Consider the following 17,137-nt stretch of genomic DNA (forward strand, 5'->3'; position numbering starts at 1 on the left):
TTTGGACGTCACCGTATAATTACTTGCTCTTGTGTATGAAAGACCTATTCTTTTCAAAATGACAAAAATAGAAAACATTTGAAGCAACGTAGCTGTTTTTCTAATAAAAGGAGCTGAAATGATGACAGGGACAAAAAATATTGGTTTGGTACTCAAAGATAAAATGGGTAAATGGTCTTCTTATAACATTCCATTACTCAAAGAGTGCCGTCTGAACAATAAGCTTGTGAAGAGTAATGAGCTGGAAGGTATTTTTGTCATAGGAAGTTTGGCAACGGGACTATACATATTTTCATTGTATAAAAACCGTTTTATAGACTTGATGGGCAAGCGAATCGGGATAGAGGAAATCTGTGAACATTTTGATAGCTATAAACAGACATTGATATAAGTATATAAGTACACACATTTCATTTTTTTAAAACAAGGAGCATTTATGAGTAATTTAACATGGAAAGGCCGTTGGAACGAGCTGAAAGGTAAAGTGAAACAGCAATATGCAGATTTAACCGATGATGATCTGTTATATGCAGAGGGAAAGGAAGATGAATTGTTGGGTAAATTGCAACAAAAGACCGGAAAAACCAAAGAAGAGGTAGAAAACTGGCTGGATAAATTGTAATATTTTATCAAGGCCATTTAATTGGCAATTATACGTGTAAAAATGTGCGATCAATTTATTTTGATCGCACATTTTGTTTTTATGTCAATGAAAAATTGGTTTATCTAATTTTATGGCAAGACGATAAACAGCATTCATCAATCCAACGTGACTGTAGGCTTGTGGGAAATTGCCCCATTGGCTGCCATTGTCCTCGGTAACATCCTCACTGAACAGACCCAGGTGATTGCTGTAGGTCAGCAAACGTTCCAGTATCTCTTTCGCTTCCTCCACACGCCCGACACAGGCCAGCGCTTCCACGTACCAAAATGCACAGACTAAGAAAGTGGATTTGGGTCTGCCGAAATCATCCTGATGTTTATATCGATAGAAAAGTCCATTTTCGCCTTTTAATTCCTTTTCCAGCATTTCGAGATGATGAAGGGCGCGTTCCGATTTTGGGTCAAGGTAATCCATGACGATGAGCTGCAAGGTACTGGCGTCTAAATTCCGGCTATTAATAGCATTCTGATAAACTTTTCGCTCTTCGTCATAACAGGCCTCGATGTAAGCTTCTGCTTTTTTTAAGAGGACATTCGCGCGATCCTCCATATCTTGATAACCATTTTGACGCGCAATCAACAGGGCCGCCTTACATCCGACCCATTGAAAAAGATTGGAATAACAATGGTGGTTGGCAAAATTTCTAAACTCCCAGATGCCGGCATCTTTTTCCTCTATAGTAGCCTCAATCTTTTCGAGAATGAAATTTACCCAGCCTAACACATTCTTGTTTTCATGAATTTTAAAACGCTGGTCGGTGAAAAGAGGTAACAACGCAATCATTGCCTGGCCATATACATCATTTTGAATATGTTCAAAAGCTTGATTGCCAATCCGTACTGGACCGTTATCCTGATAGCCTTTTAGGTAAGGTAAGATCTGTTCTGTCAGCTCGGTGGTACCAAGGATACCGTATAAAGGCTGAAGTCTTCCAGGGTTGCGATGCGTGATGCCAGCAATATAATTTGCAAAGCTTTCCATTTCTTCAAATTGACCGATGTGCGTCAATGCTGTTAGGACATAATAACTATCACGTACCCAACAATAACGGTAGTCCCAGTTTCTTCCCGAACCTGGATACTCGGGCAGACTAGTTGTTGATGCAGCGATAATTGCTCCTGTGTCCTCATATTGATGAAGTTTCAGCACCAGAGCCGATCGGATAACTTCTGTTTGATAAATGTTGGGAATACTACACCTTTTAATCCATCGCTGCCAATAACTGAGCGTCTTATGGAGGAAATCCTCACAGGTGCTCACAATGGCCGATTCGAAAGCTGCATCATACGTCAGTATAAGGTATTTATTTTCACTGATAATGGTCCAGCTTTCCTCTTGGAAGAAATGTGAAATAGGCAGATCAGTGGTAAGTCGAATCCGTTCTCCGACCTGATCGTTGCTATAAAGAATATGGTTGCTGCCACGGGTAGGCTTAAGTGCCAATCGGCCGTAGTCAGCAGTCGGCTGACATCTGATGTTGACGCTAGGGGCACCATGCAGTGGTTCGATCTTTCGTATTAGCATCAAGGGTTTAAAATACCGCCCGAATTGTTCAAAACGTGGTGCAAAATCTGTAATACGATAGGCATAGGATTCCGTATGGATTTCCGTGCAGAGCACATTAGAGTTTTTGATGTAATACTGCTTGGTTTCCACAACTGGTTCCTCTGAACTGATCTTGAAAGTTCCACCTTGATTTTTATCGATCATACTGCCGAATACAAAGCTATCTTCGAACGATGGCCAGCACAACCATGATATGTTTGTGTCAATGCCAACATGCGCTATGTAGGAACAATTTCCAATGATTCCAGATTGGTAGATATGTCTGTTTTCTGTTGTATTTTCGTTCATTATTTTACGATAAGTTGATTTAAAAATTGAAGAACATCTTCTTGTTCATCTAAATAATATTTTGCTGCAGATTTGTTGCTTCCTACCTTAATACTTATGGTCGATTGCGGTAAATACTTGAATAGATCCTCGTCGGTAATGTCGTCGCCAATAGCCAACATGAAATCTGCTTTTATATGTCCTGCGATTTCCAATGCCGCCTTACCTTTATTAACTTCTGTATTTTTGACCTCAATAACAGCATTTCCGTCCAATAGTTGTAATCCATAGTCGTTGAGCATTGGGTTTAAGGTCTCCTTTAGCTCGGTTGCTTTAAGTTCGCCTAAGCCCAGTTCTACTTTTCTATAATGCCAAGCTAACGAGTAGGGCTTGACCTCAATGTAAGCACCCGGAGTTTGATCGGCCAGTTTCTCCATCAGCTTTTTTACTTCAGGCATCCAGTGGAGGGCCAATCCTTTTTTATACGACCAGTTGAAATTTGGGAAATTTGACCAAATACCATGTTCGGCAACTAAATAGTACGATCGACCGTCAAACCAAGACGATAGGCTCTCTTGTGATCGGCCGCTTATGATGACCAATGTATTGAGTGGATCAGAAATGATATTATCCAAAAGGTTATACAGCAAGGTCGTCGGAGTTGCTTTTTGGGCATGATTCTGGAATTTGACCAAGGTACCATCATAGTCCAGAAAAAAGAGTCTATTGCTACTTTTGCTATACCTTTCTGAAATACTATTCAATACCTTATCTGAGATTCGCCTTGCCCATTCGTCACGTTGTATGGCTTTGGTCTCAGCCAAACGATTGGTAAAGAGCTGCACCCAATGCTGTACATTAAACTTCTGTATAATCTGAATATTGGCATCGGTACGTTCCTGAATTTCTTCGGGCGGCATTTTAAGCGCTTGGTAAATACTGTCTGCCGTTTCTGTACGATTATAGGGGTTAATAATCAAGGCATCAACGAGTTCCTTGGAGGCGCCTGCAAACTCACTTAAAATCAATACCCCCTTTGATAAAGTCTTACTGGCGATGTATTCTTTACTTACAAGATTCATCCCATCTCGCGTAGATGTAATCATACAGATATCGGATGCAACATATAATCCAACCAGCTCTTCGAATGGAAGCGATTTATAAAAATATAGTACCGGCGTCCAGCTTAGATTGCCATAAATGGAATTGATTTCACTCACCTTCCGGTTAATCTCATCTTTCAGTTTTTTGTATTGCGATACCTTATCCCTGGAGGGCACGATAAGCATATATAGTACAACTTTTGTATGCCATTCTGGGTATTTTTCAAGAAAAGTGAGGAATGCACGTAATCGCTCTAATATCCCTTTGCTATAATCGAGCCTATCGACAGCTATAATAATCTTTTGATCGGGAAAATGGCTCCGGAATTGACTTGCAATGGACTGGATTTTAGGCTGACTGCTGACTTCGACGAATTTATCAAAATCAATACCCATCGGAAAGGATTCTATAAATATATGACGGTCTTTGTACTTGAGCTGGTTATGTCCAGACGATACATGCAGTATTTTTTTGCAGGCATTTAGAAAGTTTTGACTATCGGCGAAAGTATGAAATCCGATAAGATCTGCTCCCAGTAAACCTTCAACCAATTCTTTACGTTGCGGAATGTTCATAAAGAGTTCTTCCGAAGGAAAGGGGATATGGTGAAAATAACCGATGTTGAGCTCTTGGTTCGCTGAACGCAGCAGTTGAGGGAGTAGCATAAGCTGATAATCATGGACCCAAATAAAATCGGATGGCTCATCGATAGAAAGCGCAGCCTCGCAGAATTTCTTATTTACCATGACATAGGTAGACCAATATTCGCGGTCAAAATGAATGTAGCTCGGCTGATAGTGGCAAATAGGCCAGAGGACCTCATTGGAATAACCTTCGTAGAAATTGCGTATTTCATCTTTGGATAAGAAAACAGGAAGTAAGTTCATCGGTTTGAGAAGCTCGACAATCTTTTCTTTTTCCTCTTCATCTTTGGGAACAATTCCCGGCCAGCCAACCCAAAGTATTTCATCCGTATCAAAGGCGGAATTTAAACCGGTTGCCAGTCCGCCCGCACTCGGCTTGATGATTAATTTTTCTTTTTTTCGCTCTATTTGTATCGGCAGTCTATTTGAAATTATTATTTTCTTCTTTTTCTTCATAAGAATATTAGATCGATTTATTTGCAGTGTGGAAGAGTTATATTGACTATAACGATGGGCTTGTAATCCACTTATCTGAACAACCTCGGGAGAGAATAGTTTGAATAAATTCAAATTAGAAAGACAATAGGGAAGCTGTTGAAGAAAGAACGCGGTAATTTGCAAAAAAAAAGACCTCTATTTCTACAGGTCTTTTTTTTGCTATTTCATTAGATTACGATATGCTGACCGCAGCAGCTTTTTCGTTATCCAGCTTTTTCATAAATTGATCGAGGATGTCACCTAATCTCCCTGAAATTTCTCCTAAAATACTTTCCCAATCTTTAACTGTACCATCACAGTTGTCTGAAACAATTTTAATACTATGAAAGGTGAGATTTTTTTGAAAACAGAAATTCGCTAGGGCATAAGATTCCATATCAAATGCCAAAGGGTTAAAATGTTTGATATCCTGATAAAAAGCAGTATTTACATTGATAAAACGATCCGATGTCAAAAGTGCATCTTCGTAGCGAAATTCATCAAGTGATATGGATTCCAATACGCCTTGACCTTTAAAAAACAGGGTGTTTTCCAGGAAAAATCCATCCGTATAAGCATCCCCTTGTGCATAGTATGCCGGATAAAGGACATGGCCTATCGGATGCCTTGTACAGCCTACCGTGCCAACATTGAGAAGAACAGGACTGATTCCTAATGCTTTGATGTCTTCGTAAAGCGTAGCTACGGACAGGAGCGCATTTACTTTACCTACACCAATTTCGTATACAAAAGTCGATTCACTTGTCGAATTAAAAGATAGCTCATTTTTATTTGCTACCAAGATAATCGTTTCAATATCTTTATTCAGGATCATTTAATTTTCTTCGATATATGGATACTCAAATTCCAATTCTTCGGCAGTAATTAGATTTAAGAAGTTAACACAAGCCTGTTTTGAGGTGGGAAAATCCATGAATGTGTAATTTCCGCAGCTAATCGGGTTTTGGAAAGGTACTTCGTATCCTTCTGTAAGAACAGTCTCTAATACTTCTTTCATCAATTCCGCCACATTCTGAGGAGTTTTCGCTGTTCCAGCCAATACCACATAAAATCCCGTGCAACAGCCCATTGGTCCAACATAAATAACCTCATCACCTAAGATGGTTCTAATTTCTGTTGCAAAACAATGCTCTAATGTATGCATGACTTCAGGTGATAGCATACGCTCCGGAGAATTCGGTCTGATCATGCGAATGTCGTAAGTTGTATAACTTTCAACATTGCTGTTATTGGTTGTAGAAGCTTTAGCGTAGATCCCTTGTTTTAATTTGGTATGATCTACCGTAAAACTATTTACTTTTGCTTTTTCTTTTGTGTACATCTTGTTCTGTTCAAAGCTATAACGCTTGTGACGTTATAGGGGTTAAAAGTTGAATATCAAAAATTTCTACAAAGATACTAGATTATTGTAGAAAAGGACGACAAAACTACTATTTTAACACTTCATAATGTTCGACTGTTGGAAATGGATCGTAGTAATGATGTAAAAGTTTCTCCCATTCCTTAAATAATGCCGACTCCCTGAAACCAATGGTATGGTCTTCTAAAGTTTCCCATTCAACCAACAGAATGTACTGGTTGTTTTTTTCAATACATTTACGTAAAGAATGCGTTATATAGCCTTTACTCGCACTAATATATTGGCAAGCTGTTTTATAATCTCTTTCAAAATTGGATTGTTGTCCTTCAATAATTTGCAATACAGCTACTTCTAAAATCATAATTTGTTTTTTTATTAAGTTTAGTAAATACCTCAAACTTAGAAAATTTGTTTCTGATATGCAATACAAGAACAAGCTTATCCGAACAATTTATTTGGCATTCTTTTAATAAGGACTTATGCCTTATTATCCCGCTTTGACGTATTATATCCGTTTTTTACTTGTGAAGTGATGATCTGGGTGACCAATGGAATACCCGGATTACGATTGTGGGCATTCCAAACTAAGGAGAGCGTTGTTCGTTGTGGTAAATTGTTCAATTCAAGGAAAGTGACATCAACATGGTAGCCGTTCTTTAAAGATGAAGGAACAATGGCAACACCCAGTCCCTGAGCAACCATATTGAAAATGGTCAAAGCATTTACTGTGCGTAAAGTAACTTTGGGGATAAACTTATGATCACTAAAAATACTCATGACGAGATCATAATAAGAGTGGCTATAGTTTTTGGAAAATAAGATAAATGATTCATTTTTGAACGCATCAAGACTTGGTTGCGGTGACTTCAATAGGGGATGATCGTTGGGTAAAACGAGGCTAAAATGCTCTGTATGTATAGGCAGACTACATAATCCAGGTGGCGTTTCGGAAAGACGAACAAACCCTAAGTCAAGTTCTTTTTTCTCCAGCAGATCCAGCTGGGTTTCATTCGCTAGTTCGTGAAGTGATAACTCGATATCCGGCTGCTGCTGTTTTAAATTGACAAGTAGTTCCGGCAGGATTGTTTGAACAGCCGACCCGATAAACCCCAGCTTTAAGGTGCTTATTTTACCATTGGCAAAACTTTGAAGTTGAGTTTCAATCTGATCCAAGTGCCGAAATAGTTCTTTCACCTCCTGAAAGAGATATATCCCCGCTTCAGTCATTTGAACATTTCGTTTATTACGCTCAAAAAGTGTTACGCCATAAGATTCCTCCAGTTGCTTAATTTGCCTGCTCAAGCCTGGCTGCGCAATAAACAATTTTTCGGCAGCCCTTCTAAAATGCAGTTCTTCTGCCAATACTTTAAAATACAGTAAATGTCTTAGCTCTATTTGATAATTCATGGTTATCAATTGATGATAAAAATGGTATTTCTAATTATCAAATATAGCAAGTACATTTGAGTAAAGCAGTTATGATAATGGAAAAATTTTTATATGGCAGTGGGCAGCTAACATGCTCCATAGCTTTAGCGATAACAAAAGGAACGGTTACCGGGGAGATTTCCACCGAAGTCAGGGATAAGATCGAGCAAAGCGCCAGTTATGTCAGGAAAATAGTTGAGCGCGGTGAGGTTGTCTATGGGATCAATACAGGTTTTGGTCCATTGTGCACCACACCTATTGATGCAAGTCAAACGCAGCTATTACAGGAAAATATTCTAAAAAGCCATGCTGTCGGTATGGGAGAACCTATAGCCAATGATTTGGCCAAATTGATGCTTATTCTTAAAGTTCACGCGCTTTCTAAAGGATTTTCAGGAGTTCAGTATGCGACGATTGAGCGGATTATTTGGCATATTGAAAATGATGTCATTCCTGTGGTTCCTAAACAAGGTTCTGTCGGCGCATCGGGTGATTTGGCCCCATTGTCACATTTATTTTTACCATTGATTGGCTTAGGAAAAGTTAACGTAGAAGGGGAGATTTTGGAGACAGCTGCTGTTTTGGAAAAACACGGTATGGCACCGGTTCAGTTGGGCGCAAAAGAGGGGCTGGCTTTAATCAATGGAACCCAATTTATGGCTGCACATGGTGTGATGGCTGTTGCCGAGTTAAATCGTGTACTTCAGAACGCCGATATTATTGCTGCCTTAATGATTGAAGGCTTAAATGGTTCAATAAAACCATTTTTTACAGAATTACATCAATTACGCCCGCACCTAGGAAACCGCTATGTTGCTGCAAGCATTTTTAACATGCTTCATGGCTCGGCTATTTTGGAAAGCCACAAAGACTGTTCTCGTGTACAAGATCCTTATTCGCTGCGCTGTATCCCTCAGGTCCATGGAGCATCACGCAATGCTTGGTTTCATTTGAAGGATACCATAGAAATCGAAATAAACGCAGTGACCGACAATCCTGTGATTATTAATGATGAACTAACCATTAGTGGCGGTAGCTTTCACGGACAGTCAATCGCTTTGCCTTTGGATTATGCCACACTGGCCGCATCGGAAATTGGCAATATTTCGGACCGAAGGGTCTATTTGTCTTTAGAAGGTCAAACCAACGGTGTCCCAAAATTGTTAATGAAGTCAACCGGTCTCAATTCAGGATTTATGATCTTACAATATAGCACGGCCGCGATTGCAAGTGAGAATAAAGGACTTTGTTTTCCTGCAAGTGCAGATAGTATTCCTACCTCTTTAGGCCAGGAAGATCATGTCAGTATGGGATCTATTGCCGGCCGAAAATTACTGCAGGTCATTGACAATGTCGATAAAATACTAAGTATTGAACTGTTATGTGCTGCACAGGCCAAGGATTACCATCAGCCATTAAAATCGACTGCAGCATTGGAAGCTATCCATGCAAGAATTCGCCAGTCCATTCCGCATATTGAATCCGATCAACCGATGGAAGAGCTGCTGACGGAGGCACTAAGCCTCGTAAAATCAGGCGAACTGATCACATTGCATCGTCAATATGCTACAGGTGAGATTGAAGCGGATTTGAAACAAAGGTTTGAAATGTTTTAAACGAAGAATGATGGAAAAAGAGCTGAAATTAGTTGGACCTTTTAGGCAGATATTAACGATGTCAAATATGCCCGTAAATGGGGCACTCGACGATAAACAATTGGCTATTATTAAAGAAGGAGGTATTTTAATAGCAGGTAACAATATATTGGAAGTGGGGGATTTTGAGCAACTACAACTGCAATGGGGAAAGGAGGCGGCACTTGTACCTGTAGAAGGAGGTCAGGTCGTTCTGCCAGGCTTTATTGATTGCCATACACATATTGCTTTTGCCGGTAATCGAGCGAATGATTTCGCCCTTCGAAATGCAGGCTCAAGCTACCTGGAGATTGCAGCGGCAGGAGGTGGGATCTGGAGCACCGTTTCCCATACGCGGGATTGTAACGCAGAAGAATTGATTGATCTCACTATCCAGCGCGCAAATTTTCTATTAAGGCAAGGAATCACAACAATTGAAGTTAAAAGTGGTTACGGTCTCAATGTTAAAGAAGAACTTAAGATATTACGGGTCATTCAGGAATCGGATCGTCGTACGGCATCAGACCTTATTCCAACTTGTTTGGCGGCACATATGCTGCCACGGGACTTCGACGGATCCGCAAAAGATTATCTTCATCTGATCACAACAGATCTTTTTCCCCTATTGAAATCAGAAGGGCTGTCGAATCGGATTGACGCATTTATCGAAAAAACGGCTTTTCAGGGGGAAGACATTGTGGCCTATTTACGAAAAGCAAAAGAAATGGGTTTTGATCTGACTATTCATGCCGATCAGTTTACCACTTCGGGAAGTCAGATTGCTGTAGAACTCGGTGCTCAATCTGCGGATCATCTTGAAGCATCAACTGCGGCTGAAATAGAACTTATCGCACACTCAGCTACTGTTGCTGTAGCGCTGCCTGCCGCCTCTATCGGCCTTGGATGTGGTTTTACACCTGCTAGAAAGTTGTTGGATGCAGGTGCATGTTTGGCAATAGGAAGTGACTGGAATCCGGGTTCCGCGCCCATGGGACAGTTACTGACGAGTGCGAGTATTTTGGCAACAGCAGAAAAGTTGACGAATGCTGAGCTGCTTGCGGCACTAACCTACCGTGCTGCAAAAGCCTTAAACCTGTCGGATCGCGGCGTGTTGACCAAGGGCATGAAAGCAGATTTTAGTTTATTTAAAACAGATAATTATCAAGATATTACTTACTACCAAGGAAGCTTGCAGCCTACAGCAGTATGGAAAAATGGTCAGGAAGTATTCTCAATATAACAACATGGAAGATACATTTAAGAGCGAGGTTGCGGAAGGTATTCCAACCGTATTACCTCCAAAAGTAGAACGAGATCATACAATAAGTCATGCCCCCAGACGAAAGGATATTCTCACCAAGTCGGAAGAGAAGCTGGCTCTACGGAATGCATTACGTTATTTTCCCAAACAATGGCATACGGTTTTAGCACCTGAATTTTTAGCGGAGCTTCGTAGTTATGGCCGAATCTATATGTACCGCTTTAGACCCCAATATGCAATGCACGCTCGACCGATAGATGATTATCCAGCAGCCAGTAAGCAGGCGGCAGCTATTATGTTGATGATTCAGAACAACCTTGATCCAGCCGTAGCACAACATCCCCATGAACTGATTACCTATGGTGGTAATGGAGGTGTTTTCCAAAATTGGGCTCAATATCGCCTCACCATGCAGTATCTTTCGCAGATGACAGATGAACAAACGTTACATCTTTACAGTGGTCATCCAATGGGTCTTTTCCCTTCCTCACAACATGCACCTCGTGTTGTTGTAACCAATGGCATGATGATTCCAAACTATTCGAAACCGGATGACTGGGAACGTTTTAACGCTTTAGGTGTTACGCAATATGGGCAGATGACAGCAGGTTCCTATATGTATATTGGTCCGCAGGGTATTGTGCATGGCACCACAATTACTGTTATGAACGCTTTCCGAAAACATTTAACGGTAGACGATACAATTCAAGGCAAGGTATTTTTGACTTCTGGTTTAGGCGGTATGAGTGGCGCGCAGCCCAAAGCAGGTAATATTGCCGGCTGTATCACCGTATGCGCTGAAATAAATCCCGTTGCGGCAAGAAAGCGGCATGAACAGGGTTGGGTAGACCGATTGTTAGAAAACATCGATGAACTCGTTGAACAAGTACAGTTGGCGATGGATCAAAAGGAAACAATTTCCTTCGCCTATATCGGTAATATTGTCGAAGTGTGGGAAGCCTTTGATCGCAAAAATATCCACATCACGGTAGGATCTGATCAGACATCATTACATAATCCTTGGTCTGGAGGCTATTATCCGATGGGGCTGACCTTTGCAGAATCCAATGCGTTGTTAGCGACCGATCCTGACCGGTTTAAGCGATGTGTACAAGAAAGCTTGGTACGACATGTCGATGCCATCAATAAGCATGTAGCTAAAGGAACCTATTTCTTTGATTACGGTAACGCGTTTCTGTTGGAGAGCAGCCGTGCAGGTGCAGCGGTATGGAATGATAAAAAGGATCAGTTCCGCTACCCATCTTATGTACAGGATATTCTTGGCCCAATGTGTTTTGACTATGGTTTTGGACCCTTTCGCTGGGTTTGTACGTCTGGAAAGGCTTTGGATCTTCAAAAATCAGACGAAATAGCCATGACAGTTTTAGAAGAGCTCCGAAAAGAAGCTCCCGTGGAGATTCAGCAGCAGATGCAAGATAATATTCAATGGATTAAAGAAGCCGGTAAAAATAGACTTGTAGTAGGCTCCCAGGCGCGTATTCTTTATGCAGATTCAAATGGACGTATTGCCATAGCAAAGGCTTTTAATGAAGCCGTAAAAAGTGGCTTATTTGAAGCACCTATTGTTTTGGGAAGAGACCATCATGATGTGAGCGGTACCGATTCACCTTATCGGGAGACTAGTAATATCTACGACGGCAGTCAATTTACAGCAGATATGGCTATTCATAACGTCATTGGCGACAGTTTCCGGGGGGCTACTTGGGTATCTATTCACAATGGCGGTGGAGTCGGTTGGGGTGAAGTCATCAACGGTGGCTTCGGTCTACTGCTAGATGGCTCTGCAGAAGCAGCTTTTAAATTGGAAAAGATGCTGTATTTTGATGTAAATAATGGGATTGCTAGACGCGCTTGGGCTAGAAATAAGGAAGCTAATCAGGCGTTAGATCGTGCAATGGAGAGAAATACCACATTGCAAGTTACCCGCGCGCAACTTGTAGATGACGATATTATCGAACAATTATTTGATCTGAGCGAATGAACTTATTGTTGAATAATTCGGAAATATATAACAAAGGAGACCAAGCGGTCTGGAAGGGGCGTATCGATGGCCAGGATCGTGAATGGATGCGTTGGCATCAATTAATGGATTGTGTTGATCTTCTCGAGCAGCCCGATTTAAGGCAGTCCATTGCTTTTCTCGGATTCTGTAGCGATGAGGGGGTTGCACGCAATCAAGGTCGTGTAGGCGCCAAAGATGGACCGACAGCACTCCGGAATGTATTAACAAACCTTCCTGTACATTTTTCTGATAAACTAAAACTTAAAGACTGCGGTGATATACTTATAAAAGACAGTGATTTAGAATTATCTCAGCAGGGGCTAGGGGCTGCCTTAAATTGTATTCTCGAGCAAGAAGGATTTCCAGTCGTCTTAGGTGGTGGCCATGAAGTAACTTATGGCCATTATTTGGGTGTTAAAAAATTTCTAAAGAGTCGTAATCAAAGTCTTGGCATTATTAATTTGGATGCCCATTTAGACATCCGTCCATTGCAGGATGGCAAAGGGAATTCTGGAACGGGATTCTATCAAATCGAGCAGGATCAGTCTAAAGCAGATTTGCTATTTCATTACTTAGCAATTGGTATTCAAGAAATTAGTAATACCAAAGGATTGCTCACCTATGCCAAAGAGAAGGATGTGCAGATTATTGAAAGAGAGAGTTTGGTCATTGAAAAACTTGATCTGATCCGGGAGCAAATTGTTAGTTTTTCCAAATTAGTGGATTATGTGTATTTGACGGTTGATCTTGATGCTTTCGCTGCAGCCTATGCACCGGGGGTAAGTGCATTGGCATTTAACGGTATAGTCCCTGATCATTTGTTTTTTACGATCTACGATATGCTACTGGATCTGCCTAATCTAAAATCTGTCGATTTTGCAGAATTCAATCCACATTTCGATATTGATTCCAGAACGGCCAAACTAACGGCTGATCTCATTTTTAAGTTGATAAACAAATTAGCAATCAAACTTGATTAGCAATTGCCCATTAGCTAAACAGGGGGCAAAAAAAGATGGTTACATTGCTACTACAGCAATATAACCATCTTTTTTCACATTGGTGGGGTCCTAAAAAAGCACATCGGCTAATGCTGGGTCCTTATCAAAAACTGATTTTGCAAAAGGACATAAAGGCATAATTTTTAAATTTTCTTTACGTGCATAGGTCACTGCTGCCATCAATAATTGTTTGCCTAGCCCTTTTCCTGCGTATTCGGAACTTACTTCCGTATGGTCTATAATGAATTTTGTAGGGCCAGCCCAGGTATAGGTCATTTGTGCCACTGACTTTTCCTGATCGATAACCTCAAAGCTACCGTGTTTATCGTTATTTTTTTGTGTTACTTCCATGAGCATGAATTTAATTAAGAAAAGCCAAAATAAACAAAATCCAGCAATATATAATATGAACAGTCATTTAGAAAAACAGCTATTTTTATCAGTTAGATTGCATAATTGGCTTCCGTGTTTTGTAAAATTGCGGTGATTCTTTTGAATAGCTAATATTTTTAGTATGTTTGCTTTGCGTTATGAGTGTAAATCAAAGCAAAAGACAAGAATTTGCCATTGTGGACATAGAGACTACGGGTGGCAATGCAAAATCGAGCAGGATCACAGAGGTTGCCATTGTTATTCATGATGGTAATCAGGTTTTGGAACGTTGGGAGACCTTGGTTAATCCAGGGAAAGAAATTCCGAATTCGATTTTTGCGCTTACGGGCATAGACAATGACATGGTGAAGGACGCTCCGTTATTTGATCAGGTAGCCGAGCAGATTTATGAAATGCTCAAAGACCGTATTTTTGTTGCACATAATGTAAATTTTGACTATTCATTCATTCGATTTCAACTTCAGGAATCGGGCTTCGAGTGGTCGGCGATTAAATTGTGTACAGTACGCTATGCGCGAAAAATAAAACCGGGATTATTGTCCTATAGTTTGGGGCGCCTATGTGATTATTTAGATATCCCGATTGAAAATAGGCACCGTGCGGGTGGCGACGCCGATGCAACAGCCATTCTCTTTGCTTATTTGAAAGTGCTAGATACCGAACAGGTATTTCAGGATATGATTAAACATAAAGCGCTAGATCAACGTTTTCCACCGCATTTAAATCCCTTGGAGTATGAACAATTGCCCAACGAGGCTGGAGTCTATTATTTTCATGACAAAGCTGGAAAAGTAATTTATGTTGGCAAAGCCGTCAATATAAAAAAAAGAGTATTGTCTCATTTTACAGGGAATAATATTCAAGCGCAAAGGCAACATTTCTTAAAAGAAATTCATCATATAAGTTATGAGTGCTGCGGGACAGAGCTGATGTCATTGTTGTTGGAATGTGCGGAAATCAAAAAGTTCTGGCCAAAATATAATAGAGCACTTAAACGGTATGAGCCTAAATTCGGTTTGTTCTCTTATGAGGATCAAAATGGCTATCTCCATCTGGCTATTGGGAAGACAACAAGGGGACAGGAATGTATTCAGCTGTTTCAGCGTGAATATGACGCTATTCAGTTGTTGCAAAGCTTTATTCAGCATGACGCTATTAATCCGCAATTTTGTCAGTTTGGGCACGCCAGTTTGTCTACGAAAGCTTTAAAGAAGACCGAATTACCCGATCGAGACCTACACAATACACGGGTGGAACGTTGTATCGAGGATTGGCTCAAACAGCAGCCATCCTTTGTATTGATCGATAAAGGACGTAATTCCGAGGAAAAAAGCTGTATTGTCATTGAAAATGGTGTTTTTTATGGAATGGGATATATTGATCAATACAGCCAGTATAACGGGTTTGAAGATATAAAAGGACAAGTAAAAAGATATCAGAGCAATCACTACATGATGGAGTTGGTCAAAATGGCAGCAGAAAGACATCCCGCTAAAATACATTTCTTAACAAAATCAAAGATTTTACCTGATGTTGCGGCAGAACCTGATTTCTCTTATGAAAAATCGGCTCCGAATAGTCTCTTTAATTTCTTTTAACAGTATATTTTCAGTTCTTATTTTGGAAATGTCTTCCGTTTGGTCATTTCAATCTCAGTAATCTGTTAAAGAAATGTGAAATAGCAATTTTCGCGCGATTTTGGTCCAATAGTTGAAATATTCTTTGTGTAGAATATTAAAAAGACTTTTCATAATTTAGGTTAATAATTGGTTAGTTAAAACCTGGGGCTCCCAACCTCAGGTTTTCTTTTTTTAATATTTCCGGACAAGAATTTTACACTAAGTATTACTTTTATTTCGATTATTCAACATAAAATAACGTTTTTTTTAATTTAAACATGTGTTTCAATTTACTGTTTTTCAATTGATTAGTTTTTGTCCCCCCTTTGTCCCCCTAAGTTTTTTCTCTGTATAGTTAGTTTGAGCTATTTTAGTGTCAGCATACTGTAATAGCGGAATTAGTAAAACAAAGATGGGGCGTTTTCTAAAAGTAGCTGCGGTATATCTTATCCATATCTTTATATATAAAAAGGGCCTTGGCCCTTTTTTTTATCCCTATTATTCAGATTGCTTATTTTAATCCAAAGGTACGTTGACCTAGATTTTGATATAGATCTTTTTCTTCCGTAGGCAATATGCGATCAACCAATTCAAAGCGACAAATAGCAGCGCAAATAGGGCGGAGGATAATCGTTGGTTTTGCCAGCTATCAAACAGGAAATGGTAGCTCAAGTTCCAAAGATTTTGATGCGTATCCCCGATAAGAATAAAAGAAAAAATAGTAGGGATTAATCCGCTAAGACAATAGATAAATAGTGTATTCTTGCCGAAATCGTCAAGGACAGTGTAAATTTTCCCTCTGATGTTTTGAAATTCGATAAGATAGATTAATATACCGAGAAAAGAGAGTGCAATTCCAGTGCTGAATACGGCGTAGCTGCTGGTCCAGATCTTCTTATTAATAGGAAAAACAAATGACCATAGATAGCCTATCAGGATAAAGGACAGACCTACGATAAATAAGTTCATCAGCTCCCTTTTTCCTGTTAGTTTTTGAATAATGTACTTTCCGGTAATATACCCGAATATCGTTTGACTGATGGCCGGTAATACGCTCCAGATATCCTCTGGATCAAACGCTGTTCCCTCGCCGTGATAGAGATGCGATGCACCAAAGATTCGGATATCCAGTGCCGTTCCAAACCAACCCTCCAAACTATAAGGATCCGATGGATTACTATAGTAGCAAATCAACCAATAGAACAAGAGAAATGCCACACCGATGATAATTGTGCCTTTATCTTTAAAATAATATATTAACATGGCGCAACTGAAATAACAGATAGCGATACGTTGCAATACGCCGAAATACCTGTACTTGGCAAATGGAATCCATTCCAGCTTGTGAAGGCTATTCCATTCAACAAAAGGAAAAACATTTAAAAAGATGCCCAGCATAAAAAGGATGCCCGTTCTTTTCGCAACTTTTTGCCAATAGGCTGATGGAGCCTGTTGATCGCTATTTTTTAAAGAAAATGCCATGGAGTTTCCAACAGCAAATAAGAAAAATGGAAATATAAGATCTGTAAACGTACATCCATGCCAGATGGAGTGTTCAAGTTGAGGAAATACATGATGATAGTTGCCGGGATTATTGACGAGAATCATAGCCGCGAGTGTAAACCCACGGAAAATATCCAGTGATTTAAAACGAGTCATAATAAAGTATATTAGT

General features: G+C 40.0%; 15 protein-coding genes. 7 read left to right on the plus strand and 8 right to left on the minus strand.

Annotated elements, in window-relative coordinates; all coding sequences use genetic code 11:
- Positions 1-118: 118 nt before the first annotated feature.
- Positions 119-391, plus strand: a complete 273-nt coding sequence (locus HS960_RS07420) for a hypothetical protein (protein ID WP_153847372.1) — start codon at positions 119-121, stop codon at positions 389-391.
- Positions 392-436: 45 nt separating this feature from the next.
- Complete coding sequence (locus HS960_RS07425; protein WP_075992699.1) at positions 437-622, plus strand: CsbD family protein; 186 nt, start codon at positions 437-439, stop codon at positions 620-622.
- Positions 623-706: 84 nt separating this feature from the next.
- Here HS960_RS07425 and HS960_RS07430 read toward each other — a convergent pair whose 3' ends face one another.
- From HS960_RS07430 to HS960_RS07455, 6 genes are all read right to left on the minus strand, one after another.
- Positions 707-2,518, minus strand: a complete 1,812-nt coding sequence (locus tag HS960_RS07430) for a glycoside hydrolase family 15 protein (RefSeq protein ID WP_159726629.1) — start codon at positions 2,516-2,518, stop codon at positions 707-709.
- Positions 2,518-4,701 (minus strand): bifunctional alpha,alpha-trehalose-phosphate synthase (UDP-forming)/trehalose-phosphatase, encoded by a 2,184-nt coding sequence (locus tag HS960_RS07435; RefSeq protein ID WP_182331997.1) that lies wholly within the window; start codon positions 4,699-4,701, stop codon positions 2,518-2,520. The genes HS960_RS07430 and HS960_RS07435 overlap by 1 nt, the downstream gene beginning before the upstream one ends.
- A gap of 214 nt (positions 4,702-4,915) precedes the next feature.
- The gene (locus HS960_RS07440; RefSeq protein WP_153847369.1) at positions 4,916-5,557 is read right to left on the minus strand and encodes a 5'-methylthioadenosine/S-adenosylhomocysteine nucleosidase family protein; all 642 of its coding nucleotides are present in this window, start codon (positions 5,555-5,557) and stop codon (positions 4,916-4,918) included.
- Entirely contained in the window at positions 5,558-6,064 is a 507-nt protein-coding gene (locus tag HS960_RS07445) for an S-ribosylhomocysteine lyase (RefSeq protein WP_075992695.1), read from the minus strand. It lies immediately after the preceding gene.
- 109 nt (positions 6,065-6,173) lie between these two features.
- Positions 6,174-6,464, minus strand: coding sequence for an antibiotic biosynthesis monooxygenase family protein (locus HS960_RS07450; protein WP_153847367.1), 291 nt, complete (start codon positions 6,462-6,464; stop codon positions 6,174-6,176).
- A 116-nt stretch (positions 6,465-6,580) separates the two neighbouring features.
- Positions 6,581-7,510, minus strand: a complete 930-nt coding sequence (locus HS960_RS07455; protein WP_153847366.1) for a LysR family transcriptional regulator — start codon at positions 7,508-7,510, stop codon at positions 6,581-6,583.
- Between the two features lie 77 nt (positions 7,511-7,587).
- Here HS960_RS07455 and hutH point away from each other — a divergent pair, with 77 nt between their 5' ends.
- The 4 genes from hutH to hutG are packed head-to-tail and all read left to right on the plus strand — an operon-like array spanning position 7,588 to position 13,429.
- Positions 7,588-9,147 carry a histidine ammonia-lyase gene (gene hutH, locus HS960_RS07460; RefSeq protein ID WP_228280235.1) on the plus strand — a complete coding sequence of 520 codons (1,560 nt, stop codon included), beginning with the start codon at positions 7,588-7,590 and terminating at the stop codon, positions 9,145-9,147.
- 7 nt (positions 9,148-9,154) lie between these two features.
- A complete protein-coding gene (hutI, locus tag HS960_RS07465) occupies positions 9,155-10,405 on the plus strand; it encodes an imidazolonepropionase (protein WP_182332001.1) in 1,251 nt (416 codons plus the stop codon).
- Positions 10,406-10,409: 4 nt separating this feature from the next.
- Positions 10,410-12,428: a urocanate hydratase gene (locus HS960_RS07470; protein ID WP_182332003.1), complete on the plus strand. Its 2,019-nt coding sequence runs from the start codon at positions 10,410-10,412 to the stop codon at positions 12,426-12,428.
- Positions 12,425-13,429 (plus strand): formimidoylglutamase, encoded by a 1,005-nt coding sequence (gene hutG, locus HS960_RS07475; protein ID WP_153847363.1) that lies wholly within the window; start codon positions 12,425-12,427, stop codon positions 13,427-13,429. Before HS960_RS07470 ends, hutG begins: the two co-directional genes overlap by 4 nt.
- A 90-nt stretch (positions 13,430-13,519) precedes the next feature.
- Here hutG and HS960_RS07480 read toward each other — a convergent pair whose 3' ends face one another.
- Complete coding sequence (locus HS960_RS07480) at positions 13,520-13,801, minus strand: GNAT family N-acetyltransferase (RefSeq protein ID WP_153847362.1); 282 nt, start codon at positions 13,799-13,801, stop codon at positions 13,520-13,522.
- 179 nt (positions 13,802-13,980) lie between these two features.
- Here HS960_RS07480 and HS960_RS07485 point away from each other — a divergent pair, with 179 nt between their 5' ends.
- Positions 13,981-15,441 (plus strand): exonuclease domain-containing protein, encoded by a 1,461-nt coding sequence (locus HS960_RS07485; RefSeq protein WP_182332005.1) that lies wholly within the window; start codon positions 13,981-13,983, stop codon positions 15,439-15,441.
- A gap of 558 nt (positions 15,442-15,999) precedes the next feature.
- On the opposite strand, the gene HS960_RS07490 is transcribed toward HS960_RS07485, so the two are convergent.
- A complete protein-coding gene (locus HS960_RS07490) occupies positions 16,000-17,121 on the minus strand; it encodes an acyltransferase family protein (RefSeq protein WP_153847360.1) in 1,122 nt (373 codons plus the stop codon).
- Between the last annotated feature and the right edge of the window lie 16 nt (positions 17,122-17,137).

This window comes from Sphingobacterium paramultivorum, assembly GCF_014109745.1.
Lineage (GTDB): Bacteria > Bacteroidota > Bacteroidia > Sphingobacteriales > Sphingobacteriaceae > Sphingobacterium > Sphingobacterium paramultivorum.